This window comes from Alishewanella sp. HL-SH05, assembly GCF_052655985.1.
This window is the reverse complement of sequence record NZ_CP199753.1, coordinates 3868871-3892500: the sequence shown is the minus strand read 5'-3', so window position 1 is coordinate 3892500 and position 23630 is coordinate 3868871. Positions and strand designations below refer to the sequence as shown.

The following is a 23630-nucleotide window of genomic DNA, read 5'->3' as shown; positions in this document are numbered from 1 at the left end:
ATAGTACCGTAACTTCGGGAGAAGGTACGCTCTTTGATGTGAAGCCCTTGCGGTGTAAGCATTGGAGAGTCGCAGTGACCAGCTGGCTGCAACTGTTTATTAAAAACACAGCACTCTGCAAACACGTAAGTGGACGTATAGGGTGTGACACCTGCCCGGTGCCGGAAGGTTAATTGATGGGGTTAGCGCAAGCGAAGCTCTTGATCGAAGCCCCGGTAAACGGCGGCCGTAACTATAACGGTCCTAAGGTAGCGAAATTCCTTGTCGGGTAAGTTCCGACCTGCACGAATGGTGTAATGATGGCCAGGCTGTCTCCAGCCGAGACTCAGTGAAATTGAAATTGCGGTGAAGATGCCGTATACCCGCGGCTAGACGGAAAGACCCCGTGAACCTTTACTATAGCTTGGCACTGAACATTGACCCTACATGTGTAGGATAGGTGGGAGGCTTTGAAGTTGGAACGCTAGTTCTGATGGAGCCGTCCTTGAAATACCACCCTTGTATGTTTGATGTTCTAACGTAGGTCCCTGAATCGGGATTGCGGACAGTGTCTGGTGGGTAGTTTGACTGGGGCGGTCTCCTCCTAAAGAGTAACGGAGGAGCACGAAGGTTGGCTAAGTACGGTCGGACATCGTACGGTTAGTGTAATGGTAGAAGCCAGCTTAACTGCGAGACAGACACGTCGAGCAGGTACGAAAGTAGGTCATAGTGATCCGGTGGTTCTGTATGGAAGGGCCATCGCTCAACGGATAAAAGGTACTCCGGGGATAACAGGCTGATACCGCCCAAGAGTTCATATCGACGGCGGTGTTTGGCACCTCGATGTCGGCTCATCACATCCTGGGGCTGAAGTCGGTCCCAAGGGTATGGCTGTTCGCCATTTAAAGTGGTACGCGAGCTGGGTTTAGAACGTCGTGAGACAGTTCGGTCCCTATCTGCCGTGGGCGTTGGATGATTGAGTGGAGTTGCTCCTAGTACGAGAGGACCGGAGTGAACGAACCGCTGGTGTTCGGGTTGTCATGCCAATGGCATTGCCCGGTAGCTACGTTCGGAACGGATAACCGCTGAAAGCATCTAAGCGGGAAGCCGGCCACAAGATGAGTCATCCCTTAGACTTCGAGTCTACTAAAGGGTCGTTGAAGACCACAACGTTGATAGGTGAGGTGTGGAAGCGTGGTGACACGTTAAGCTAACTCATACTAATTGCCCGAGAGGCTTAACCATACAACGCCCAAGATGTTTTAAGAAAAGAATACAGTGTGAATTTACTTATCAGATTGCCGAATATTGGAATACGTTTTTATCAAATCCTTCCATGGATTTGACCCTAACGGGCAGCACTAAAGTGCGTTAAAACGTGTTCCCTACAAGTTTTTGCCTGGTGGCAATAGCGCTGTGGAACCACCTGACTCCATTCCGAACTCAGAAGTGAAACGCAGCTGCGACGATGGTAGTGTGGCATTCGCCATGCGAGAGTAGTACACCGCCAGGCACCTCATTCAATAGAAAGCCCTACTCGCAAGAGTGGGGCTTTTTTATTGGTTGAAATATCTTGGTGCGGTGTACTGCTCGAGCAGGGCGACACCATGCGACAAAAACGTCTGGAACGTTTTTGGACAGCTTTAGCTGGCCGCGCAGCGGCGAACCCCAGGCAAGGGGTGAGCAAAGTAGTACAGCGATGATGGCCCGCACAGTGCAAAATTCGCTGGGGCACGCGGTTAATACGTCCTTGTACGCTCCTCTTTTGCATCCATGCAAAAGACGTCCCCAGCCAAATTCTGCCCTATGCTGTTTCGTGCTAATCGATTTGATCTTTTCATTTAATGTTAACGTCTCTTCATTTCCGCAGGGTCTCTAAACACATTCTGAGCATGGGAAAGGTACCACTGATAAAGCTATGCCACGCATTGCTGCAGGCATCGCATCTTCCTCATAAAGATTTTATCTTTGAGTTAGGGTGAGGTTTAATTCTTAATGTTCGGGTCTATGGGTTGCGGCTTAATAATTCGAACTGCTGATCACTGAGGATCTTTCGATAATGTAAGCCTGCTAAACCTTGTAAGCCACCGGTGTGGAAAAAAGCGATGCGTTTATTTGCTGGGATCTTGCCTTGGTCCAATAGCCTAAATAACTGTTGTAGTGCTTTGCCGGTATACACCGGTTCTATACTGATATTTTGTTGTTGTTTTGCCTGACAACAAAAATCAATTAACTCGTTAGATACCTTGGCATAGTTAGAGTCGGCAGGTTGAATTGACCAGTTTTGATCATTTGCGGCAGCTATCATCGAATGAGGTAAGCATAGTTTTACCTTATCTGTTAAGGCGCTGTCTTTGACGACGGCTAAACCCAATATTTGCGTATGCGGATATCGCTCGACCAGACCTGCCAAAGTGCCGCCACTGGCCGTAGCACAGCATAGTAGGTCGGCAATACCATTGGGTGTTTCGGCTAACGGTAATGTGGCAACGCCTGCTGCGCCTTGTAAATTGCTGCCACCTTCCGGTATCACAAGATAATCGGGATACTGTTGCTGCAAATATAAATTGAACTCACTGCTGGAACGCTGTCTAAACTGTGTTCGTGTTAAGGCGTGTAATTGCATGCCATGCTTTAAGCACTGGGCTAATGTTGGGTTATTTAAGTCTAGCTGCTCGGTACGCACTAAGCCGATGGTCGGAAAATGGTAATAGTGTCCAGCAGCAGCGAGGGCGGCTAAATGGTTAGAAAAGGCTCCGCCTAAGCTAAGAATGCCTTGCGTGGGCAAACGTTGTTGTAATGCGTTGTGTAATTTTAGCCACTTATTACCCGCAATTTGAGCCACAGGCGGGACTAGGTTTAATAACCATAGCTCGTTGTTGTTCGCGTTGAGGCGTTCGTCATACCAGCGTTGCCAGTGTATTGGGGGAAGTGTCATCGTCGTTATTCGTCTGCTTATCTTTAACGTAAATTACTATTACAGTATAAGGTGCAGCGAGTATAACTGACGCAGTGATTTGTTAGCAAAGCGCGTGAATAGCTGACAAAAAAGCAGCAGTACGTGGTTTTTTTCAGTAATTGGGTTAATTTGGCAAAAAAGTCATAAAAAGCTATTTTCTTGCCTGAGACTTACTTAGAATAGCGTTAACTCTTCTAAATTTTTTTTCTGATTGCTGACACGCTCTTGTTGGCTTTAGCAGTCGGATGTTGTTAAAAGGATCCACCTTCTCCATGTTTAATAAACTGCGCGGCATTTTCTCAAATGATCTGTCCATCGATCTTGGTACAGCGAATACTCTTATTTATGTAAAAGACCAAGGTATCGTTTTGAACGAGCCTTCTGTAGTCGCTATCCGACAGGAACGCGCCGGTGGTCCTAAGAGCGTGGCAGCAGTAGGGCATGCGGCTAAACGCATGCTGGGTCGTACGCCTGGTAATATCAAAGCTATTCGCCCGATGAAAGATGGGGTCATTGCAGACTTTTATGTTACTGAAAAAATGTTACAGCATTTTATTCGCCAAGCGCACAGCAACAGTTTTTTTCGGCCTAGCCCACGCGTTTTAGTGTGTGTTCCTTGTGGTTCTACTCAAGTTGAGCGTCGTGCTATTCGTGAATCTGCCCAAGGCGCCGGTGCGCGTGAAGTGTACTTAATTGATGAGCCTATGGCCGCAGCCATTGGTGCGGGCTTACCGGTTTCAGAAGCTACCGGCTCTATGGTCGTTGATATCGGTGGTGGTACTACAGAAGTCGCTATTATCTCGTTAAATGGTGTGGTGTATTCTTCTTCCGTGCGGATTGGTGGTGACAAGTTTGATGATGCGATTGTTAACTATATTCGTCGTAACTACGGCATTTTAATTGGTGAAGCAACGGCTGAGCGCATTAAGACAGAAATTGGCTCGGCTTACCCGAGTGACGATGTGTTAGAAATTGAAGTACGTGGTCGTAACCTTGCTGAAGGTGTACCACGTAGCTTTACTATGACCAGTAATGAAATTTTAGAAGCCTTACAAGAACCATTAGCCGGTATTGTTAGTGCTGTAATGGTTGCCTTAGAGCAATCCCCACCTGAGTTAGCGTCAGATATTTCTGAGCGCGGCATGGTATTAACCGGCGGTGGTGCACTGTTACGTGATCTAGATCGTTTGTTAATGGAAGAAACCGGTATTCCGGTTGTTGTGGGTGATGATCCATTAACATGCGTGGCTCGTGGTGGTGGTAAGGCGCTGGAGATGATCGATATGCACGGTGGCGATGTTTTCAGTTACGAGTAATGAGGTTTAGCACCGTCAGAGACCTACATGAATGATTTTTTTAGTCGTGGCCCGGCACTCGGGCTACGTTTAGTATTTGCTATAGCCTGCAGTGTCGGGCTAATGTTTGTTGACCGCTATACCGAAAGCTCCACGCAGTTGCGTAGTTATCTCACTTCAGCCGTTAGCCCGCTATTTTATGTGGCAAGTTTACCTGAAAGTCTTATTTCCGGTGCCTCAGAGCAGCTTTTGTCTCAGCAGCAGTTATTAGCTGAAAATGCTGAGCTCAAAACACGCTTATTGAACCAAGAAACGCAATTACAGTTGTTATCGTTTTTAAAACAAGAGAACAACAAACTACGAGCGTTACTTGGTTCAGCACCTGTGGTCGAGGGGCAGCGCCTGATTGCTGAAGTACTTGCCGTATACAGCCATCCTTTTAGTCATCAAATTGTGTTGAACAAAGGCACTAATGATGGCGTCACGGTGCATCAACCCATTATCGATGAAAAAGGGGTGCTTGGGCAGATCGTCAACGTTGGGCCAAATAGTAGCCGCGCTTTGTTAATTTCCGATAATACTCATGCAGTTTCATTACGTGCAGAACGTACGGGGGTGCGCACCGTGGCAGAAGGTTTAGGCCAATGGGATATGCTGCGCGTTATCCATTTACCGTTGAGTACCGATATTCGAGAGGGCGATCGTTTGTTAACCTCTGGCTTGGACGGCCGTTTCCCTGAAGGCTATCCCGTGGCGGAAGTCATTAACGTTATTCGAGATGATAGCCAACCGTTTATGACGGTATATGCCAAACCTTATGCCAGCTTGGATCGCATCCGACATGTGTTGATCTTATGGCCAGGCACGCAGGTTGAAGCGGTGCGGCAGGAAGAGGAACCAGAATAATGCGCCCAGCACAGGGTTTAGGTTTTATTTATTTAAGTTTAATTACAGCGTTGTTGCTGACGGTTATTCCGGTACCGTTTCAATTCAGCTTATTTCGGCCCGATTGGGTGTTGCTTGTTTTAATGTATTGGACCTTAGCCTTACCACGTAGAGTGAATATTGGTACGGCTTTCTTTATGGGGTTTTTAACCGACGTTCTGGTGGGCACTGTGTTAGGGGTTAACGCCTTAGCGTTTTCAGTGGTTGCTTTTGTGATGGCGGTTAACCATCTGCAAATTCGCAACTTTGGTGTTATCCAGCAAAGTTTATTAGTCGGTTTGTTGTTAGCACTGTATCAATTATTGCTTTTTTGGTTGAGTAACTTTTTAACGGGCGTTAATTTCCGCCCCGCCTATTTGTGGCCTGTGCTGACTGGCATGCTGGTTTGGCCCTGGTTGTTTTGGTTTCTACGGCGTTATCGCCGCCAATTTAAGATCCAATAATGTATCCGAAAATTGCTTTAGCTTCAGCCTCACCTCGTCGGCGCGAATTGTTGCAACAGTTGGGTGTGGAGTTTGATTTAATCAGTGCGTCGATCGATGAAAGTGTTTTGCCAAATGAAACGGCTGCCGCCTATGTGAGCCGTTTGGCACTGCAAAAAGCACAAGTCGGCGCCGCAAAAATGGCCAACGCATTACCCGTTCTGGGCTCAGACACCAGTGTGGTGGTTGACAATAAAATTTTAGGTAAGCCAACGGATTATGCTGATTTTCTGGCTATGATGCAGTTATTATCCGGCCGTCAGCATCAAGTTATGACTGCCGTTGCCATTGTTTCACCAAGCCAAACCTTACAAGCGTTAGCAATAACAGATGTGTTTTTCCGAGAAATTAGTGAAGCCGAAATGGCTGACTATTGGTTAACTAAAGAACCTTGCGATAAAGCCGGCGGTTATGGCATTCAGGGTTTAGCCGGTAAGTTTGTCGAAAAAATTCATGGTAGTTATAGTGCTGTAGTAGGTTTGCCGCTGTGTGAAACAGATCGTTTATTACAGCAGTTATCGAGGTAGGCATGAGTGCCGAGTTACTGATTAACGTTACCCCTACCGAAACACGTGTTGCGCTGATTGAAAATGGCGTGCTGCAAGAGTTGCATATCGAGCGTCAGGCCCGTTTGGGGCTGGTGGGCAATATTTATGTCGGTAAAGTCAGCCGCGTATTGCCGGGCATGCAAGCCGCCTTTGTCGATATTGGCATTGATAAAGCCGCTTTTTTGCATGCATCAGATATCGTGCAACACAATGAAGCCACTGAACTAGATCACAAACCCGGTATTAGTAAAGATATTCGTGTATTAGTGCGTGAAGGGCAGTACCTATTAGTGCAGGTTGTTAAAGATCCGCTAGGGACTAAAGGCGCTCGTTTAACCACGGACATCACCTTACCTTCACGCTATTTAGTCTTTATGCCCGATTCATCGCATGTCGGTGTATCCCAGCGCTTAGAAAGTGAAGCGGAGCGACAGCGGCTAAAAGAGATCGTATCCAATAATATGGACGACAGCGGGGGGTTTATTGTACGTACTGCCGCAGAAGGCGCCGCTGAAGATGAACTGATACATGATGCCAAATTCTTAAAAAAACTCTGGAGCAAGGTGCTCAAGCGCAAAAAAAATACGCGCAAAGAAGCGGTTGTCTATGAAGACTTAACCCTGTGTTATCGCATATTACGTGACTTTGTCGGCACAGAGTTGGAGCGAGTACGAGTTGATTCAAAGCTTACCTTTCAACAACTTACCGCTTTTTGTGAAGAGTTTATGCCACAAAGTGTGCCCTTGCTAGAGTATTACCCCGGCGAGCGGCCGATTTTTGATATGTTCGATGTTGAAAATGAGATCCAGCGAGCTTTAGAGCGCAAGGTGCCTTTAAAAAGTGGTGGCTATTTGATTATCGATCAAACCGAAGCTATGACCACTATCGATGTGAATACCGGTGCCTTTGTCGGCCACCGAAATTTAGATGAAACCATTTTCAATACGAATACCGAAGCCACCCAAGCCATCGCACGGCAATTACGGCTGCGTAACTTGGGCGGTATTATTATTATCGATTTTATCGATATGCAAAATGAAGAACATAAACGGCGCGTATTTCATAGTTTAGAGCTAGCATTAGCCCGCGATCGAGCCAAAACCAATATTCATGGTTTTTCTGCGCTGGGTTTAGTGGAAATGACGCGCAAAAGAACCCGCGAAAGTTTGGAACATATTCTATGCTCAGAGTGTCCAGTATGTATGGGCCGCGGTTCGTTAAAAACCGTTGAAACCGTTTGTTTTGAAATTTTGCGCGAAATCGTGCGGGTTAATCGGGCTTATTCTGCAGATAAGTTTGTGGTTTATGTTGCACCTGTTGTTAAAGATGCACTAACGACAGATGAGTTTCATAGTTTAGCTGAGTTGCAGGTTTTTATAGGTAAGCAAATCAGCATACATGCAGAGCCGATGTATACACAGGAGCAGTTTGACGTGGTAATGATGTAGTGCAGAAAACAAAGCAATTTTGTTTTTACTGTCTGCATAAATTATGGATAGCGCTGGCTATTTGTTTGGTGGTGTTAGCTACCGTGGTGTCGGTGCTACGTATTGCGCTACCTTATGCAGACAATTACAAGCACCATATTGAACAAGTACTGACTAGACAACTCGGTACTGAAATTACTATTGGCCAAATTACCGCCGCGTGGCGACAAAGCGGCCCCGCTCTTGTGTTAGAACAAGTCGAGTTGAATGCGGCCGAGCAGCTACAACTGCATATTGAACAAACGTCTATTCGTATCGACTTCTGGGGAAGTCTTACTTCAAGACAACTTACCGCTGAACATTTTGAATTGCGCGGCTTACGTTATTGGTTAGATGCCGATGCACTGGTGCAGCCGGGATCTAAACAAGTAGGCTCGGTGAGTAAGGTGCTACTGGCGTTAGAGCAATTATTTTTCCGGCAATTAAAAGAATTTACCCTGCGCGATAGCCAGCTGATCCTGTTTAGCACCGATAATCCGCAGTTGGTATTGGATATCAGCCAGTTAAATTGGCGCAACCTACAACAACACCACCAAGGTCATGGCGAGCTATCCATCGCCGATGTTACGGCTAATACCGTCAGTTTTATCTTAGATTTTCAAGGCCCAAGTTTGGCTGACTCTCAGGGCCAGCTATATCTGCAAAGTTCTGAATTAGACTTAATCCCGTTATTTCGGCAGTGGCTACCGCAAACCCATCGATTAGAGAAAGCCAGTATTAACTTTGAGGCTTGGGCTTCACTCGACAACGGTCAATTACATCAGATCCACGTTGAGTTAGCGGATAACAGCATGCATTGGCAGCGCGCCGGTACTAAGCACAGTTTAAAGTTGGGGCCAGGGCAATTGTTATGGCAACCGGTGGCAGAAGGCTGGCAATTGTTATCCAGTGAATTGAGTTTGGCGGATGAACTGGAAGTGTGGCCCGGATTGCAGTTTCAACTGCATAAAACCCCAGAGCGCTGGGTTGCTGCGATCCAGCAATTTCAGTTAGATGCCTTAGAGCCACTGGCGCAATTGTGGGCTGAAGACAGCCAAGTGCTGCAGGGTATTTTAGCTTATCAACCTTCGGGCTATTTAGAACAGGCGCATTTGGCATGGCAAGACACGCAATGGCAGCTACAAGGTCAATTCAGCGGTTTTAGTAATCTTGCCGTAAAAGACATACCTGGTACTGAAAACTTAGCAGGGCAGTTTTGGGCGGGCAACAACTTTGCCTTGTTAGCGCTGTCGGCAGAAGAGCAGCAATTAACCTGGGATGGTTTATTTAAACAGGCCTGGCCTTATCAGCAATTAACAGCGGATATTCGTTTACTTAAACGGAACAACAACTGGCAGTTACAGATCCCCACTTTACAGCTGCAAGCCACCGACTTTAGTTTTGACGGCCAACTGGCTTTAACACTGTCTGAACAACCCGAGTTAGCTTTGCTGGCACAAGTCACCGGTTTAGATGCGGCCAATGCCCATTATTATTATCCGCAGCGCTATATGCCGGAGAAAACGCGAGACTATCTGACTAATGCGCTCAATAGCGGTCAAGTGATCCAAACCACTTTTTTGTGGCAAGGCGCCTTTGCCGATTATCCGTTTCGTGAGGGGCAAGGCCATTTTCAAGCTTTTGCCGAGCTAAGCGAAGGGGTGTTTTATTTTGCACCCAACTGGCCGCCCTTAACGGAGTTGCATGGAACTTTGCTGTTTGATAATGCCAGTATGCTGATTGAATCACACAGCGCAAACCTTGCTGAATTGGCATTAACGGAGGTGGTCAGCGCCACTATCCCGAATTTGTTTGACGCGACCCAGTTGGATATTCGTTTAAATTCACAGTTAGACAGTCGCAATATCACCGAGGTCATCTCGCAGTCGTCATTAAAAGACAACTTAGGTAAAACGTTAGCGCACTTAGGGTTAAGCGGGCCACAACGTGTTGAGATGCTACTAGAAATAGGCTTACGTGAACCAAGTGTGAAAGTGAGTGGTGTCACGCGTTTACTGAATGTGCAAGCCAACTTACAAGCCCCCGCACTGCAAATTAATGGTTTAACTGGCAGTATTCAGTTTATTAATGAACAAATCAGCAGTGATCAGCTGCAATTTAATTGGCAAGGCATTCAAGGTGCCGCGGAATTAAAAGGAAGCTTACAAGAAAAAGGTTACAAAGTTGACCTCGCTGTAAATGGCTTAACACCGGCGACCGATCTCACTTTGCCGTTGTGGCCGGAAGCCGCAGATTTGCTTGAGGGTGAACTGGATTGGCAGTTAAAGCTGGCGTTATTATTACCGAGCAGTGGTTTTACCTATCAGGCCGAGCTCAGTGCGCGGCTGGATGACTTAGCCGTAAACTTACCTACCCCCTTTGCTAAAACACAGCAGCAAGCTGCCAGCTTACAATTGGTGGCGCACGGTAATGAACAGCAAAGTTATTTTACGTTGGATTATCCAGGGCTACTTAACTTTCAAGCCGAACTGCCACACAGTACAGGCGCGATAAGTCGTGCACAGTTATCGGTTGGTAGTGCGGACCCAGGGCTGGGAAGTAAAGGGTTTAATGTCGACATCAATTTGCCAGCAGTCAGTTTGCTGCCATGGTACGAGTTTTTACAGCCGTTACTCAGTTTAAAGAACGAGGGCCAAGGGTTGTTACCGCCGTTAAACAAAGTGCGTGGCCGTATTGGCGCGATAGCGCTACCCGATAATTTGCAGTTAACCAATACGGTTTTTGAGTTATCAAGCACAGAACAAGCCTGGCAGTTACAGCTTAATGGAACAGAATTAGCAAGTCGTTGGCAGTTTTTCCATGACTGGCAGGCGCAAGGCATCGCCGCGCAGTTTGATTACTTGCATCTTGCTTTACCCGAAAAAGACGCGGCCTTGGCAGAAAACGAACGTGCTGTAGCGTTATTAGCAGAGTTACCTGAGCAACAATGGTTAACCCAAATGGTACCATTGCAATTAAGTTGTCAGGATTGCTCAATTGGTCATTACCGTTTCGGTAATGTGCAAATTCAAGCCGCAGGTACAGGTGATAGCTGGCAGTTACGCCAATTCGATGCCGATTACAAAGGCAGTAAGCTTGGCGTGTCAGGCTATTGGCAGCCTGATAACGCAGCAGGTGTTAGCCATTTTAATGGTAGCTTCTCTAGCCCGAATATCGGCAACTTATTGGCTGAATATCAATTAAGCACCGCCATTAGCGGCAGCCGCAGTGACATCAGTTTTGAGCTAAATTGGCCAGGTGCGCCGCAACAATTTCGTTTAGGCTCACTCAATGGCAATGTCAAGTTTGTACTTGGTGATGGCGCTTTAACAGAGGTCAGCGATCAGGGCGCGCGGTTATTTTCACTGTTTAGCCTAGACTCGTTAGTGCGTAAATTGCGGCTCGATTTTCGTGATGTGTTTGCCAAAGGTTTTTACTACAACAAAATGAGTGGCACCCTGAACGTGCAACGCGGTATTGCGCAAACCAATGACTTTGTGGTGGATGGTGTGCCAGGCAATTTAGCGATTCAGGGCTATTCTGATCTGGTAAAACGGCAGATGGATTATCAAATGTCCTTTGCGCCGAAAGTGACCTCGAGTTTACCGGTGATCATTGCCTGGATGGTGAATCCCGCGACCGGTTTAGCGGCACTTGCCTTAGATGAAGTCTTTCAATCGGCAGAAGTGATCTCGCGTATTAATTTCACGGTAACCGGCAGTTTTGATAAACCGGTCGTGACGGAAGTCAATCGACACAGCACCGAAGTGCCCGTACCGGTGCGTATTGCTCAACCAGAGGCGGTTCCCCTTGATAACACTCAACCCCGCTCAGACTAAGTGGCAGCTCAGCGCCATTCAATTTAACAGCCAGCCCGATCCCGAGAGTAATTTACGTTTCTTACGTGAGCAATTAGCACAATTGCCGCGTGCTTTGCAGCATCTGGTGGTGCTGCCAGAGTGTTTTGCCGTATTTGGTGGGGCTGAAGGGGTACAGCAACGTTATCAAGAGCCGCTAGGGCATGGGCCTATTCAGCAGGCTTGTGCGGCATTAGCTCAGCAGTATCAGCTGTACTTGGTGGCCGGGAGTTTACCAACATGCACCGATGAGCCAACGCGTTTCGCTGCCAGCAGTGTGTTTTTTGCGCCTGATGGCCAGTTATTGGCCGATTATCAAAAATTACATTTGTTTGATGTAAGCGTGAATGACAGCATGGGATCGTACCGCGAATCGCTCAGTACCCAGCCGGGTAAGAAACTAACATTATCTGTACAGGGCAGTCTGAAACTGGGTATGACTATATGCTATGATGTGCGCTTTGCTGGCTTAACACAGGCGTTAGCCGAGCAGGGTATGAATGTACTCAGCGTGCCGGCGGCGTTTACCGAAGTGACCGGCGCGGCACATTGGCATACGTTATTACGCGCGCGTGCAATTGAAAGCCAAAGCTTTGTGGTGGCGCCAGGTCAAACCGGCACCCATGCCAATGGGCGTAAAACATTCGGCCATAGCCTGATTATTAGCCCTTGGGGCGAGGTATTAGCCGAGGCGGGTTCCGCCCCGGGTTGGATCTCAGTGGCGGTCGATTTGGCCGATTGCCAACAATTGGCCGTAAACATGCCAGTAAAGCAACATAACCGATTTAGAAGTGAGCTGAAATAATGAATGTAGTAGAACAAAACCTAATTAATGCTTCTGAGCTGAGCGCCCGCGATTTAGAACAGACGCTGGGCTTTTTGTTTGCGCATCAGCTCGATTATGCCGATTTATACTTTCAATCTAGCGTGCATGAGTCGTGGGTATTAGAAGATGGCTTGGTAAAAGATGGCTCATTTAATATCGAGCGAGGCGTCGGAGTACGCGCTATTAGCGGCGAGAAAACCGGCTTTGCTTATGCCGATTCGATCAGTAGCGACGCGCTAAAACAAGCGGCTACCGCAGCGCGCGGTATTGCTGCCCATGGTCAACAAGGCAGTGTTAAAGCCTTTAGCCGTAGTGGTAATAGCCAAATTTATTTACCCTGCGAGCCCTTACAAAGCCTAAGCAACACCGACAAAGTCGCTTTATTGCATCAAGTTGAAGCCTTTATTCGCACTTTGAGACAAGCGTGCTGAGCAAGTTATGGTGAGCCTGACTGGCGTTTACGAAGAAATATTGGTTGCAGGCAGCGATGGTACCTATGCGACAGATATTCGTCCTTTAGTACGCTTAAATTGCTCGGTGCTATTAGAAGAAAACGGTCGTCGCGAGCGCGGCAGCGCCGGTGGTGGCGCGAGAACGGATTATCACTATTTTAGTGAAGAAGTTGACGGTGCGGTGCGCTGGCAGCAGTTTGCTCGTGAAGCCGTGCGGATGGCACAAGTTAATTTAACGGCAGTTGATGCGCCTGCTGGCACCATGCCGGTAGTGCTCGGCTCTGGCTGGCCAGGTGTGTTGTTACATGAAGCGGTAGGCCATGGTTTAGAAGGTGATTTTAACCGTAAAGGCTCCTCGACTTTTAGTGGCCGTATTGGTGAGCAAGTGGCGTCGAAGCACTGTACTATTGTTGATGATGGCACCTTAACGGGTCGTCGTGGTTCATTAAATATTGACGATGAAGGCACAGCAAGCCAATACAATGTCTTGATTGAAAACGGTATTCTGAAAGGCTACATTCAAGATAAACATAACGCGATGTTAATGGGCGTGGCACCTACCGGTAATGGCCGTCGTGAGTCATTTGCGCACTTACCCATGCCACGGATGACCAACACCTACATGTTAGCGGGCGAATATAGCCCAGAAGAAATTATTAGCAGCGTGAAGAAGGGCATTTATGCGCCTAACTTTGGTGGTGGCCAGGTAGATATTACCTCGGGTAAATTCGTGTTTTCGGCTTCTGAAGCCTACTTAATTGAAGACGGTAAAATTACCACACCGATTAAAGGCGCGACGTTAATTGGTAACGGCCCAGAAGCGATGCAACATGTGTCTATGGTCGGCAATGACATGCGCTTAGACAGCGGTATCGGCGTCTGTGGTAAACAAGGTCAAAGTGTACCGGTTGGTGTAGGGCAGCCTACCTTGAAACTGGATGCGCTGACCGTTGGCGGCACTCAATAATTAATAATAGATAGCGTTAACCTCTGGATCTGCCGGCACAGGCCGGCATTACTACATACGCAGGAAAGAAAGATGGCAGCATTTGGTACGGTATTCACCCCCGAGATGATTATCTCGCGTTATGAACAAAATCAGTGGATCACACCAGCAATGGTGTCGAGTAATAGCATCAGTTTGCACCCGGGTGCACATGTGCTGCATTACGCTAGCACCTGTTTTGAAGGGCTAAAAGCGTTTCGTCACGCGGATGATTCTATTCATATTTTTCGGATGGATAAAAACGTGGCGCGCTTACAGCAAAGTAGTGCTTTGCTGGCGTTACCTGCTTTTGACCCGGTCATGTTATCCAACATGATCATGGATATCGTGCGTCAATATGCGGCAGATGTGCCAAGCCCACCGGGCTCAATGTATATTCGCCCTACCCATATCGGTACCGAAGGCTCTATCGGTAAAGCCGCAGCACCCAGTTTAAATTCGATGCTGTATGTGCTGTTATCTCCGGTGGGTGATTATTTTGCCGGTGGCGCCATGGCGCTAAGATTATTGCTAGAAGACGATGCCCGCTGTGCTAGCCATATGGGCATGGTAAAAAGTGGTGGTAATTATGCCAGCGCACTGCAGCCTATTATGAAAGCCCGTGCCGCAGTGCAAGCCGATCAGGTCTTGTTCTGCCCGAACGGCGATGTACAAGAAACCGGTGCTGCGAACTTCTTATTAATTGATGGTAATGAAATTATAACTAAAGCACTGGATAGCTCGTTCTTGCACGGCATTACGCGTGATTCTATTCTAACGCTGGCGCGTGACCGCGGTATGAAAGTGTCTGAGCGTGAGTTAACGGTCGACGAGTTACTCGAGCGCGCAGTACGGCCCGGTGCCGAAGCCGCGTTATCCGGCACTGCTGCAGTCTTAACGGCGGTCGGTACCTTGATCCATGAAAACAAAGAGTATCAAGTTGGCGGTGGTGAGGCAGGGCAAACCACAGCGGCCTTGCGTCAGGCGCTAAATGATATTCAATGGGGTAGAGCTGAAGATAAATTTGGTTGGTTGACTAAGGTTTGCTAAACCCGGCAGTTATACGCTGATTATTACGGCAGCTGCGGCTGCCGTATTTATAGGTATAAACAAAATGACTGGTGATAAAGCGGTACGGGCTGCTATCATTCTGCTTACACGCGAATAACAGCCAGAGAACAACATGGATCAGCAGCCTTTTTATAACCTTGCTTTATCTGAGGCCGATTTACCGGCGTTAGCGCAATTAAACTGGCAGCCCCTTTCCCCTCAATATAAACCGTTAATCGTGGCTTTAGACCTCGGCTGGACAGCCTTGCTGACACTCCTTTGGCTGGTCTTGCTGTATCAACCGTTTTGGCCTGTTGATGAAGTCCATCAGCCGCTGTTGCTTTTTATAGGCTTGCTGATCAGTGGCCTGGGGCTGCTGCTGGCAACTTGGGATCATTTTGCACTGCCAACATACGCTTATGCGTTACGAGAGCATGATCTTAGTTTTCAACGCGGTTTATTTTTTCGTAAAAGCACCACGCAACCATTATTGCGTATTCAGCATATTGAGCTAAAACAAGGGCCCTTAGATCGCTGGGCCGATTTAGCCACGCTACAAGTATTTAGTGCGGGTGGCGCCATGCATACTTTTCAAATCCCCGGTTTACCCGCTGATACCGCCCAACAAATTCGCCAGTTAATTTTGCAACATAAGGATATGCAGCAACATGGCTGAGCCGCAGATCAGTGTCAGTAAAGCAACGCCGGCCCTAGATGCTTTATCGCAATGGCAGCGTGTATCGCCGATTGCGCTGTTGTACCTGGCGTTACGTTTATTTAAAGCGATTTTTGGTAACGTGAGCTACTTGGCCCCGGTGCTGATTGTGTTTTATCAAGGCATACAGCGGCAACCTCGCGCTTTCTTGCTTGGCGTACTGGTGGTGTTGCTGTTGCTGATCGTGGTTGCCTTGTTGCGCTATTGGGCTTTTCGTTTTCGCATTATTGATGAAACGGTGGAGATCCGTTCGGGCGTGCTGCGTAAAGCGCAGTTAAATTTACCCTTTAATCGCATTCAAAATGTGAGGCTACAACAACCGCTGTACTATCGGCCGACAGGGCATTTATGTGTGCATTTAGACACGGCCGGTTCCAAAGTGCAAGAAGCGCAGCTGGCGGCGTTACCCGAACATTGGGCACAACAATTACAACTCGCTATTTATGCTAAACGCCAAGCTTTAGCCACTGCCGCGCAGCCACTTGAGTGCATCGACGAAACCGCCACAGCCAATACTGAAGCTGCGACACCAGCCACAGATCCAACAGAAACACTGCTCTGTCGTCGTGATATTGGCGATTTGGTGCTATACGGCATTAGTAATAACCGAGTGATTTTAGCGTTGGGTTTGTTAGCGCCTTTTTATCGCCCTTTAGTGGATACGCTAAATGAAAAGTTACCTGTATTGGGCTTAGATATTAGCGGTTGGTTTAACCCTGCTCAGCAATCATGGTTCGGCGTGGGGTTAGCCGTGCTCGCGACTGCAATGTTCTTTATGCTGCTGATCACACTGGGATCAATTGCTTTATCGGTGATCAGTTACTATCAATTTCGTTTGTACCGCACGCAGGACCGCTATATTCGGCGCAGTGGTTTGTTTACCCGCCATGAGATCAGCATGACATTATCGCGTTTGCAGTGGGTAAAGTTACAACAAGATTGGTTAGATAAACTGCTTGGGCGCTGTAATTTACATTATGAACAACTGTTTTCACCGCTGGAAGCCATGCAGCAAAATGCCGGCCACAGTAAAATTATGGTGCCAGCACTCCATCCTGATGCCGCAGCGCAATTACTTTATGCAGCTTACCCACAACAACAATTAGCAAAAATGGTTTTAAAAGGGGTGAATTGGCGATATTTAATTCCGAGCGCACTGTTTGTCAGTTTACCGTTATTGGTGATCAGTTTGTTGTTGCTGATACGCACCTCAGTATGGATGGGCAGTTTTGGCATTTTGCTTACCGCAGTAGTGCAAGTATTGCTATTGATGCGCTGGCGTAAGTTTGGTTACGCACTTGATACTGAGTTTTTGTATATCCGACAGGGCGTGATTGGCGCAGATTATTATTGTGTGCCACTGCATAAGTTACAGCAACTGACCTTAAACCAGCATTGGTTTATGCGCCGAGCGCAGCTGCAACATTTGCGGTGTGTGTATGCGGCTGGCGCATTGAATATTCCCTATATGCCGCAAGCCGATGCACAAAAACTGGCTAACTACGCCTTGTATCAAGCACAAGCCAGTGGCAAAGGCTGGATGTGAGCCTTGGCACACATCCAGTATTTGATTAGGGGGTTATTCAGGCAGGATCAACGGTCGGATCAGCTGAAATAGCTCACGGAAAGCCTTTGGGGGTTGCTCTTTTTCTGCTTCACGTTTGGCATTACGGATCAGTTGTCGTAATTGCTGTACGTCTACCTCAGGGTAATCTGCAATAAACGCCGTTACCGCATCGCTATCGGCTAATAAGCGATCGCGCCATGTTTCAACTTTATGAAATTGCTTAGTTGCCGCGCGATTGGTGTTACGGATCAGTGCTAGCGCCTGTTCAATCGGCTCTAAATCGCGATCACGCATTAACCGGCCAATAAACTGTAAATGGCGGCGTAACGCTTCGCGTTTTTTAGCCAGTCTATCGGCTAATTCTAGTGCGTCTTTTAATTCGTCATCCAGCGGCACCTTAGCGCGTAATGCTGGGCTAAGAGCCAGTAGCTCTTCACCGAGCTCCTGCATGGCTAACATTTCACGTTTAATCTGGCTTTTACTGATGTGATCCGGTTGTTCCAGCCATTTGCTGTCACCGTATTTAAATTCTGTATCTGTCATGGCTCTAAGTTCTATAAAAATAATTACACCTAGTATATCACTAAACTCGGCAGAGCAGGCAGCAGCCTTTGTCTGACTATGATAAGCTTAGCCCATTGATTTAGAGGTAAGAGTAACTATGCAGCAACAATCAGAAATTCAACGGGAAATTGCCGAAGTAAAAGAAGCCGTTAGTCAGGTGTTAGCCCATGCCAAACGCTTAGGGGCCAGTAGTGCGGAAGCGTCAATGAGCCGTACTCGTGGTTTAAGTGTCGAAACTCGACACGGTGAAGTGGAAACGGTTGAATTTAACCAAGACGGTGGTTTAGGCATTAGCCTGTATTTTGGCCAGCGTAAAGGTTCTGCCTCTACTGCCGATCTTAGCCCGCAAGCGCTAGAGCGTGCAGTGGCTGCCGCAGCAGATATTGCCCGCTACACCTCAGAAGATCCGCATGCTGGCGTAGCGGAAGCGGCATGGTTAGAGTTTAACCCACCAGAGTTAGATTTATATTACCCCGACAGCATTGATACTGAACAGGCTATTGCGCTGTGTGCTGGCGCAGAAGACGCTGCCTTTGCGGCGGATAGCCGCATTACCAATTCTGAAGGGGCGTCGTTTTCAACACACCAAGGTTTAAAAGTGTATGGCAACAGCCATGGTCAGATTGTCGGTTACCCGAGTTCTCGGCATAGTTTTAGCTGCGTGGTAATTGGTGAGCAAGACGACGATATGCAGCGCGATTATAGCTTCACTGTGGCACGGCGCTATGCTGACTTGTTAGATCCCAAACAAATTGGCCGCGAAGCCGCACTAGAAACGGTTGCGCGTTTAAATGCCCGTAAGATCCCGACGCAAAAAGTCCCGGTGATATTTCGGGCAGACATTGCCAGCAGTTTGTTTGGGCATTTAGTGTCTGCTATCAGCGGGGGCAGTATTTATCGTAAATCGAGTTTCTTACTTAATAAAGTTGGCCAGCCCATTATGGCGCCGCACCTGACGATAGTAGAGCAACCGCACCTGAAGTTGGCGTTGGCTTCTAGCCCCTTTGATGCGGAAGGTGTTAAAACGCGTGATTTAGCGGTAATCGAAAATGGCGTGTTAAACACCTACCTGACCACCAGCTACTCCGCGCGTAAATTAAACATGGCCAGCACCGGGCATGCCGGTGGTATTCATAACTGGTTGATTAACCATAGTGATGCCGATTTAGCCGGTTTGTGTAAACAGATGGGCAAAGGCTTACTCGTGACCGAGCTGATGGGGCAAGGCGTAAACACGGTAACCGGCGATTATTCTCGCGGCGCTAGCGGCTTCTGGGTTGAGCATGGCGAAATTCAGTTCCCAGTAGCAGAAGTGACCATTGCGGGTAATTTGGCTGATATGTTTATGAATATTGCAGCTGTGGGTAATGATGTTGATCGGCGCGGAGGCGTACTCACGGGGTCGGTTTTAATCAGTCAAATGCAGGTTGCGGGCAGTTAATGTATACTTTTGCTGGATTAATAAGCGTTAAACGAGACCTATGTCTGAGTGGCAACGCTTTTATCTGTGTTGAACAAACCGGCAGCATGAAAGGCTAAGTTAGCCGTGAGCAGTAAATATAAAGCCCCGCATTTTGCGGGGCTTTGGTTTTTGTGTGCACTGGCGAAGCTTAATGCCAAACCTTTAAATACTAAATGTACAACGGCTTAGCATTAATTAGCCTGCAGCTTAGTCAATCTTGGTTTTTAAACCGCGACGAATTAACAATGCATCTGTGGTTGGCTCTTGTCCACGAAACGCTTTATAAGAATCCATGGTTGGGCGTGAGTTGCCGACTTCTAGAATGTTTTTACGATAATGGTCGCCATTTTCACGCGTTAAGCCACCGTTCTTCTGCACATAAGCAAAGGCATCGGCGGCAAGAATTTCACTCCACATATACGCGTAATAGCCTGCTGAGTAGCCACCGCCCATCGAATGTGAGAAGAAATTTGATTTATAACGTGGTGGCACGGCAGGTAAATCAACACCATGCTTTTTCAATGCCGCGGCTTCAAAAGCTTGCGGATCTTGCAGTGGCGCATCGGCCGGTAATGAGTGCCATTCCATATCTAATAACGCGGCAGACATATACTCTAATGTATCAAAGCCTTGGTTAAAGCTACGCGAGCGAATCACTTTTTCTAATAAGGCAGCAGGGATCGGCTCACCGGTTTGATAGTGTTTGGCGTAGTTGCTTAAAATCTCGGGATGTTGTGCCCAGTCTTCTTCAAAGGTAGACGGGAACTCAACAAAGTCACGCGATACCGCAGTCATTGCCAGCGAAGGGTTTTTAACATTTGAGAGCATACCGTGAACACCATGGCCTAACTCATGGAAAATGGTAGTGGTGTGATCATAGCTGATTAACGTAGGTTGCCCCTCTGGCGCTTTGGGAATATTCATGACGTTAACTACAACAGGCTTTTGCCCCGTCAAATGTGATTGCCCTACAAAGGCGCTCATCCAAGCCCCGCCGCGCTTGCCTTCACGTGCAAAGTAATCGGCGTAGAAAATGGCTAAGCTGCTACCATCCGCGTCAAATACTTCATAAGCGACAACATCAGGATGATAAACCGGTAAATCTGGTCGAGGTTTGAAGCTAATGCCATAAAAACGGTTTAAATAATAAAACACACCGTCTTCTAATACGCGGTTGAATTCAAAATACTGTTTAACTTCGTTTTCGTCTAAGTCATATTTTGCTTGGCGAACAAACTCAGCATAGTATTCCCAATCCCAAGGTTGTACTTCAAAATCACCGCCTTTTTCAGCGATCATTGCCTGGATCTCAGCTTGCTCTTGCTTGGTATTGGCAACTACCGCAGGGGCCATTGAACCTAACATAGCAAATACCGCTTGCGGTGTTTTTGCCATGTTGTTTTCTAAAGTAAAGCTGGCCCAATTATCATAGCCGAGCAGTTGTGCGCGTTCAGCGCGTAATTGCGCTAAACGAGCCACAATATCGGTATTGCTGTTTTCGCCGCTTTGCGCACGGTTAGCCGAGGCTTCCCACACGCGTTGCCGTACATCGCGATTATTTAACGAACTTAAAATGGGCTGGCGCGTGGTATTGGTAATGCTGATTAAATATTTACCATCATGCCCACGCTCTTTAGCCGCATTGGCCGCTGCAGTAATTTGTGCTGCGGAAAGGCCATCGAGCTCTTCTGCGGTATCAACGATAACTGCAATATTTGCCGTTTCGGCTAACAGGTTTTGTGCAAATTTGTTGGTTAAAGTGGAATGTTCTTCATTCAGTGCGCGGATCGCGGTTTTTTGTTCGTCGTTGAGTTTGGCACCGGCTCGCACAAAGCGCTCATAATATATTTCAACCAAGCGCAACGATTCGGCATCTAAGTTTAAGTCATTGCGAGTAGTATAAATTTGCTCGATACGGGCGAATAACTCAGGGTTCAAATTGATATTGTCTGAATGCGCAGCCATTTTCGGTGCTAATTCGCTTTGAATGGCACGGCGCGCTTCGTTGCTGTCGGTGCCGGTCAGGTTATAAAAAACGCGAGAAACGCGCGTTAATAATTCACCGCTTTTTTCCATAGCAACCAAGGTGTTTTCAAAGGTTGCAGGTTCCGGGTTATTGGCAATAACCGCAATTTCATCCAAATGTTGCTGCATACCCGCGGTAAAAGCTGGTAAAAAATGCTCATCTTTAATGGCGGCAAAATCTGGCGCTTCATAAGTTAAGGTGCTTTTTTGAAAAAACGGGTTGCTCACTGTTACATCCGTAACCGCAGCCGGTGCGGCAGCTTGATTCGCTTGTTGAGTTGGGGTGGTGTTGTCTGTACAGGCGCTCAGTGCAAGTACAGCACTGATAGTCGTAGCGAGTAATGATTTACGCATGATGTGCTCCATGGGTTAGCTTGGTAATTTTATAGTTATACAATGCCTTTTAAGCGGCATATAGTAATATTTCAGTATGCCAAATAATGCTCTCAGAAAAAGCGGTTTTGCAACTAAATCACCATAATATCAGACCAATTGCCCTTGTTTTGCTGTTGTAACACGCTCAGTCTTCTGCTGGCGTATTCAGTGGTAGGGTAAAGTAAAAGCAGCTGCCATCACTTAGCCGTTCATAACCCACAGTACCTTGCAGTTTTTCAATGATTTCTTTACAAATCGCCAAGCCTAAGCCTGTACCGCCTTGCTCACGCACTGTCGGGTTATCGGCTTGGGCAAAACGTTGGAACAGCATAGGCTCAAAAGCCGGTGGCACGCCTTTGCCATGATCGATAACACACACTTTGATTGTTTGCTCTTGTTGCTCTAGCCGAATATGCACGGTCGACGTTGCCGAAGAGAATTTTATGGCGTTAGAAAGTAGGTTGATCACCACTTGGCGTAAGCGTGATTCATCGGCTAACACCCAAAGGCTGTTTGCAGAACTATCTTTTAGCTCAATGGTACGATGTAACCCATGCAATTGAGCAATACATTGTAGTAACAAGGCTTTTATATCAACCGGCCGCACATTAAAACGCATATGGTCACTGCTTAGCTTTTCAAAGTCGAGTAGGTCGTTCACCAGTTGGTGTAACTGCTTACAACTTTGCTGGGCTAAATGCAGTATTTTATGTTGTTTCTCGGTTAATTCACCCAAAGCACCGCCCAGTGCTAAGCTCAAACTGCCATTAATGGCGGTAAGTGGTGTGCGCAATTCGTGGCTCACGGTTGCGACAAAGTCGTTTTGTAGGCGTTCTACCCGTTTGCGTTCAGTGATATCACGTAATACAAACAAGCGTTGAGTTTGTTGCAGAGGTAACTCGGTATGCGATAGTTGTAATGGGAAGCTCTGCTGATCAGCGCGCTGCCCTAAACATTCAATTTCAACTTGGACAGGCTGTTCAGGATCGTAGATTTTCGCGCTATCTTCACTGGGATCTAACAAACAGGTCCAATGTTTACCCGTTAAGCTATTGGCAGGGTAAGCAAAAATGCGATAACAGGCTCGGTTTGCGGTTTTAATAATACCTCGTGCGTCAACGGTAATAATGCCATCAAGTACATTATCATGAATGCTACGCAAGGTTTTTTCCTTATCGCCTAATGCTTTGGCACTTTGCTTTAAGCGTTGCATCGAGAAAAATATGCGCCACTGTAACAACAGCATAATAATGCCCGCGCTGTACAGCATACCCCGAAGCCCAGACACGCGTTGCTCAGACAACTCCGCTGCGGGGATGGCCATTTGCCACTTTGCCCCTCTTATCGATACATTTAGAATAGGGTTTTTGCTGTTAAAAAGAGCATTATCGCCAAAAAAGCTTTCAGTAAACCGCTGGTCAGGCAGTTTACTACGCAGCGCAATGGGTAATGCTAATTGCTTTGAAAGCTCCTCCAGACGCTGCCAAATAGGTTCAATGTCGATTACCGTACTGACAATGCCCCAGTACTCGCCGTTGGGCATAAAAATGGGGTAGCGATAGATAAAAGAAATACCCCCTTGCACCAAATGTATCGGGCCAGTGAGTTTAGCATTTCGATCCGCAATAATGCTGGCAATAGCCGGCCATTGCTCAGTTAAATCGGGATAATATAAGTTTAATGCCTGCTCGTTGCCGGCCAACGGAAAGATGTAAGTAATACGATTCGCTGGCGCTATACCAATGTTCCTAATATAAGGGGCTTGTTTCACCAAGCCGGGCAATAACACGTCTAGCTCGTTGTTACTAATTTTACCGTCCATCGCAACAATGTAAGATGCCAAACCAATGGTTAAGTAAGACGAAATATTTAATTCGCTCTCTAACTGCGAGCGTAATTGCTCGGCCGTATTTAAGCGTTGCTGCAGTTGTTCAGCGCGCAACCGGTGCTGCTCATTATTTAAAAACCACTCAACGCCCGCTAAAAACAGCAGGCACGACGCGACCAAAGCAAACCATTGCCATAATTGCAGGCCAGAGCGGTAGTTCAGCATAACAAGGGAATAGCCTTAGGAAATG

The 23630-nt window shown here is 47.3% G+C and carries 15 protein-coding genes, 2 rRNA genes and 1 pseudogene (1 of these 18 cut by a window edge); 14 read left to right on the top strand and 4 right to left on the bottom strand.

All coding sequences use genetic code 11. The features are described 5' to 3' along the window. Positions 1–1224 (top strand): 23S ribosomal RNA (locus ACUJFL_RS17580); it begins 1661 nt to the left of the window's first position. 153 nt (positions 1225–1377) lie between these two features. After that, a 5S ribosomal RNA gene (rrf, locus tag ACUJFL_RS17575) occupies positions 1378–1492 on the top strand. 492 nt (positions 1493–1984) lie between these two features. On the opposite strand, the gene ACUJFL_RS17570 is transcribed toward rrf, so the two are convergent. Next, positions 1985–2917, bottom strand: coding sequence for a 1-aminocyclopropane-1-carboxylate deaminase/D-cysteine desulfhydrase (locus ACUJFL_RS17570; RefSeq protein WP_445425686.1), 933 nt, complete (start codon positions 2915–2917; stop codon positions 1985–1987). A gap of 293 nt (positions 2918–3210) precedes the next feature. Here ACUJFL_RS17570 and ACUJFL_RS17565 point away from each other — a divergent pair, with 293 nt between their 5' ends. The 11 genes and pseudogenes from ACUJFL_RS17565 (at position 3211) to ACUJFL_RS17515 (ending at position 17105) form a co-directional block, all read left to right on the top strand. Then, positions 3211–4254, top strand: coding sequence for a rod shape-determining protein (locus ACUJFL_RS17565; RefSeq protein ID WP_226752415.1), 1044 nt, complete (start codon positions 3211–3213; stop codon positions 4252–4254). Between the two features lie 27 nt (positions 4255–4281). Further along, a complete protein-coding gene (gene mreC, locus ACUJFL_RS17560) occupies positions 4282–5139 on the top strand; it encodes a rod shape-determining protein MreC (protein ID WP_445428140.1) in 858 nt (285 codons plus the stop codon). Next, complete coding sequence (gene mreD, locus ACUJFL_RS17555) at positions 5139–5621, top strand: rod shape-determining protein MreD (RefSeq protein WP_445425685.1); 483 nt, start codon at positions 5139–5141, stop codon at positions 5619–5621. Before mreC ends, mreD begins: the two co-directional genes overlap by 1 nt. Beyond that, complete coding sequence (locus ACUJFL_RS17550) at positions 5621–6187, top strand: Maf family protein (RefSeq protein WP_445425684.1); 567 nt, start codon at positions 5621–5623, stop codon at positions 6185–6187. The genes mreD and ACUJFL_RS17550 overlap by 1 nt, the downstream gene beginning before the upstream one ends. 2 nt (positions 6188–6189) lie before the next feature. Further along, positions 6190–7656 (top strand): ribonuclease G, encoded by a 1467-nt coding sequence (gene rng / locus ACUJFL_RS17545; protein WP_445425683.1) that lies wholly within the window; start codon positions 6190–6192, stop codon positions 7654–7656. Beyond that, complete coding sequence (locus ACUJFL_RS17540) at positions 7656–11513, top strand: YhdP family protein (RefSeq protein ID WP_445428139.1); 3858 nt, start codon at positions 7656–7658, stop codon at positions 11511–11513. The genes rng and ACUJFL_RS17540 overlap by 1 nt, the downstream gene beginning before the upstream one ends. Next, positions 11485–12336, top strand: a complete 852-nt coding sequence (locus tag ACUJFL_RS17535; protein WP_445428138.1) for a carbon-nitrogen hydrolase family protein — start codon at positions 11485–11487, stop codon at positions 12334–12336. Before ACUJFL_RS17540 ends, ACUJFL_RS17535 begins: the two co-directional genes overlap by 29 nt. After that, positions 12336–13776 (top strand): annotated as a pseudogene (tldD, locus tag ACUJFL_RS17530) (metalloprotease TldD). The gene ACUJFL_RS17535 and the pseudogene tldD overlap by 1 nt, the downstream one beginning before the upstream one ends. A gap of 72 nt (positions 13777–13848) precedes the next feature. Further along, complete coding sequence (locus ACUJFL_RS17525; protein ID WP_445428137.1) at positions 13849–14844, top strand: branched-chain amino acid aminotransferase; 996 nt, start codon at positions 13849–13851, stop codon at positions 14842–14844. 133 nt (positions 14845–14977) lie between these two features. Continuing rightward, complete coding sequence (locus tag ACUJFL_RS17520; RefSeq protein ID WP_445428136.1) at positions 14978–15520, top strand: PH domain-containing protein; 543 nt, start codon at positions 14978–14980, stop codon at positions 15518–15520. Further along, positions 15513–17105 (top strand): PH domain-containing protein, encoded by a 1593-nt coding sequence (locus tag ACUJFL_RS17515; protein WP_445428135.1) that lies wholly within the window; start codon positions 15513–15515, stop codon positions 17103–17105. Before ACUJFL_RS17520 ends, ACUJFL_RS17515 begins: the two co-directional genes overlap by 8 nt. Before the next feature lie 33 nt (positions 17106–17138). Here ACUJFL_RS17515 and yjgA read toward each other — a convergent pair whose 3' ends face one another. Further along, a complete protein-coding gene (gene yjgA / locus ACUJFL_RS17510; protein ID WP_226752426.1) occupies positions 17139–17669 on the bottom strand; it encodes a ribosome biogenesis factor YjgA in 531 nt (176 codons plus the stop codon). Between the two features lie 118 nt (positions 17670–17787). Between yjgA and pmbA the strand changes: the two genes are divergently transcribed. Continuing rightward, on the top strand, positions 17788–19131 hold the full coding sequence (pmbA, locus tag ACUJFL_RS17505; RefSeq protein ID WP_306178802.1) for a metalloprotease PmbA: 1344 nt from the start codon (positions 17788–17790) through the stop codon (positions 19129–19131). Positions 19132–19359: 228 nt separating this feature from the next. Here the strand turns inward: pmbA and ACUJFL_RS17500 are convergent, their stop codons facing one another. Together ACUJFL_RS17500 and ACUJFL_RS17495 are read right to left on the bottom strand one after the other, a co-directional pair. Continuing rightward, complete coding sequence (locus ACUJFL_RS17500) at positions 19360–21531, bottom strand: M3 family metallopeptidase (protein WP_445428134.1); 2172 nt, start codon at positions 21529–21531, stop codon at positions 19360–19362. A 166-nt stretch (positions 21532–21697) separates the two neighbouring features. After that, positions 21698–23605, bottom strand: a complete 1908-nt coding sequence (locus tag ACUJFL_RS17495; RefSeq protein ID WP_445428133.1) for an ATP-binding protein — start codon at positions 23603–23605, stop codon at positions 21698–21700. Between the last annotated feature and the right edge of the window lie 25 nt (positions 23606–23630).

Bases quoted from the DNA above. Each gene is read 5' to 3' on its own strand.
- ACUJFL_RS17570 (WP_445425686.1), bottom strand. From the start codon at position 2,917: ATGACACTTCCCCCAATACACTGGCAACGCTGGTATGACGAACGCCTC.
- ACUJFL_RS17565 (WP_226752415.1), top strand. From the start codon at position 3,211: ATGTTTAATAAACTGCGCGGCATTTTCTCAAATGATCTGTCCATCGAT.
- mreC (WP_445428140.1), top strand. From the start codon at position 4,282: ATGAATGATTTTTTTAGTCGTGGCCCGGCACTCGGGCTACGTTTAGTA.
- mreD (WP_445425685.1), top strand. From the start codon at position 5,139: ATGCGCCCAGCACAGGGTTTAGGTTTTATTTATTTAAGTTTAATTACA.
- ACUJFL_RS17550 (WP_445425684.1), top strand. From the start codon at position 5,621: ATGTATCCGAAAATTGCTTTAGCTTCAGCCTCACCTCGTCGGCGCGAA.
- rng (WP_445425683.1), top strand. From the start codon at position 6,190: ATGAGTGCCGAGTTACTGATTAACGTTACCCCTACCGAAACACGTGTT.
- ACUJFL_RS17525 (WP_445428137.1), top strand. From the start codon at position 13,849: ATGGCAGCATTTGGTACGGTATTCACCCCCGAGATGATTATCTCGCGT.
- ACUJFL_RS17520 (WP_445428136.1), top strand. From the start codon at position 14,978: ATGGATCAGCAGCCTTTTTATAACCTTGCTTTATCTGAGGCCGATTTA.
- ACUJFL_RS17515 (WP_445428135.1), top strand. From the start codon at position 15,513: ATGGCTGAGCCGCAGATCAGTGTCAGTAAAGCAACGCCGGCCCTAGAT.
- yjgA (WP_226752426.1), bottom strand. From the start codon at position 17,669: ATGACAGATACAGAATTTAAATACGGTGACAGCAAATGGCTGGAACAA.
- pmbA (WP_306178802.1), top strand. From the start codon at position 17,788: ATGCAGCAACAATCAGAAATTCAACGGGAAATTGCCGAAGTAAAAGAA.
- ACUJFL_RS17500 (WP_445428134.1), bottom strand. From the start codon at position 21,531: ATGCGTAAATCATTACTCGCTACGACTATCAGTGCTGTACTTGCACTG.
- ACUJFL_RS17495 (WP_445428133.1), bottom strand. From the start codon at position 23,605: ATGCTGAACTACCGCTCTGGCCTGCAATTATGGCAATGGTTTGCTTTG.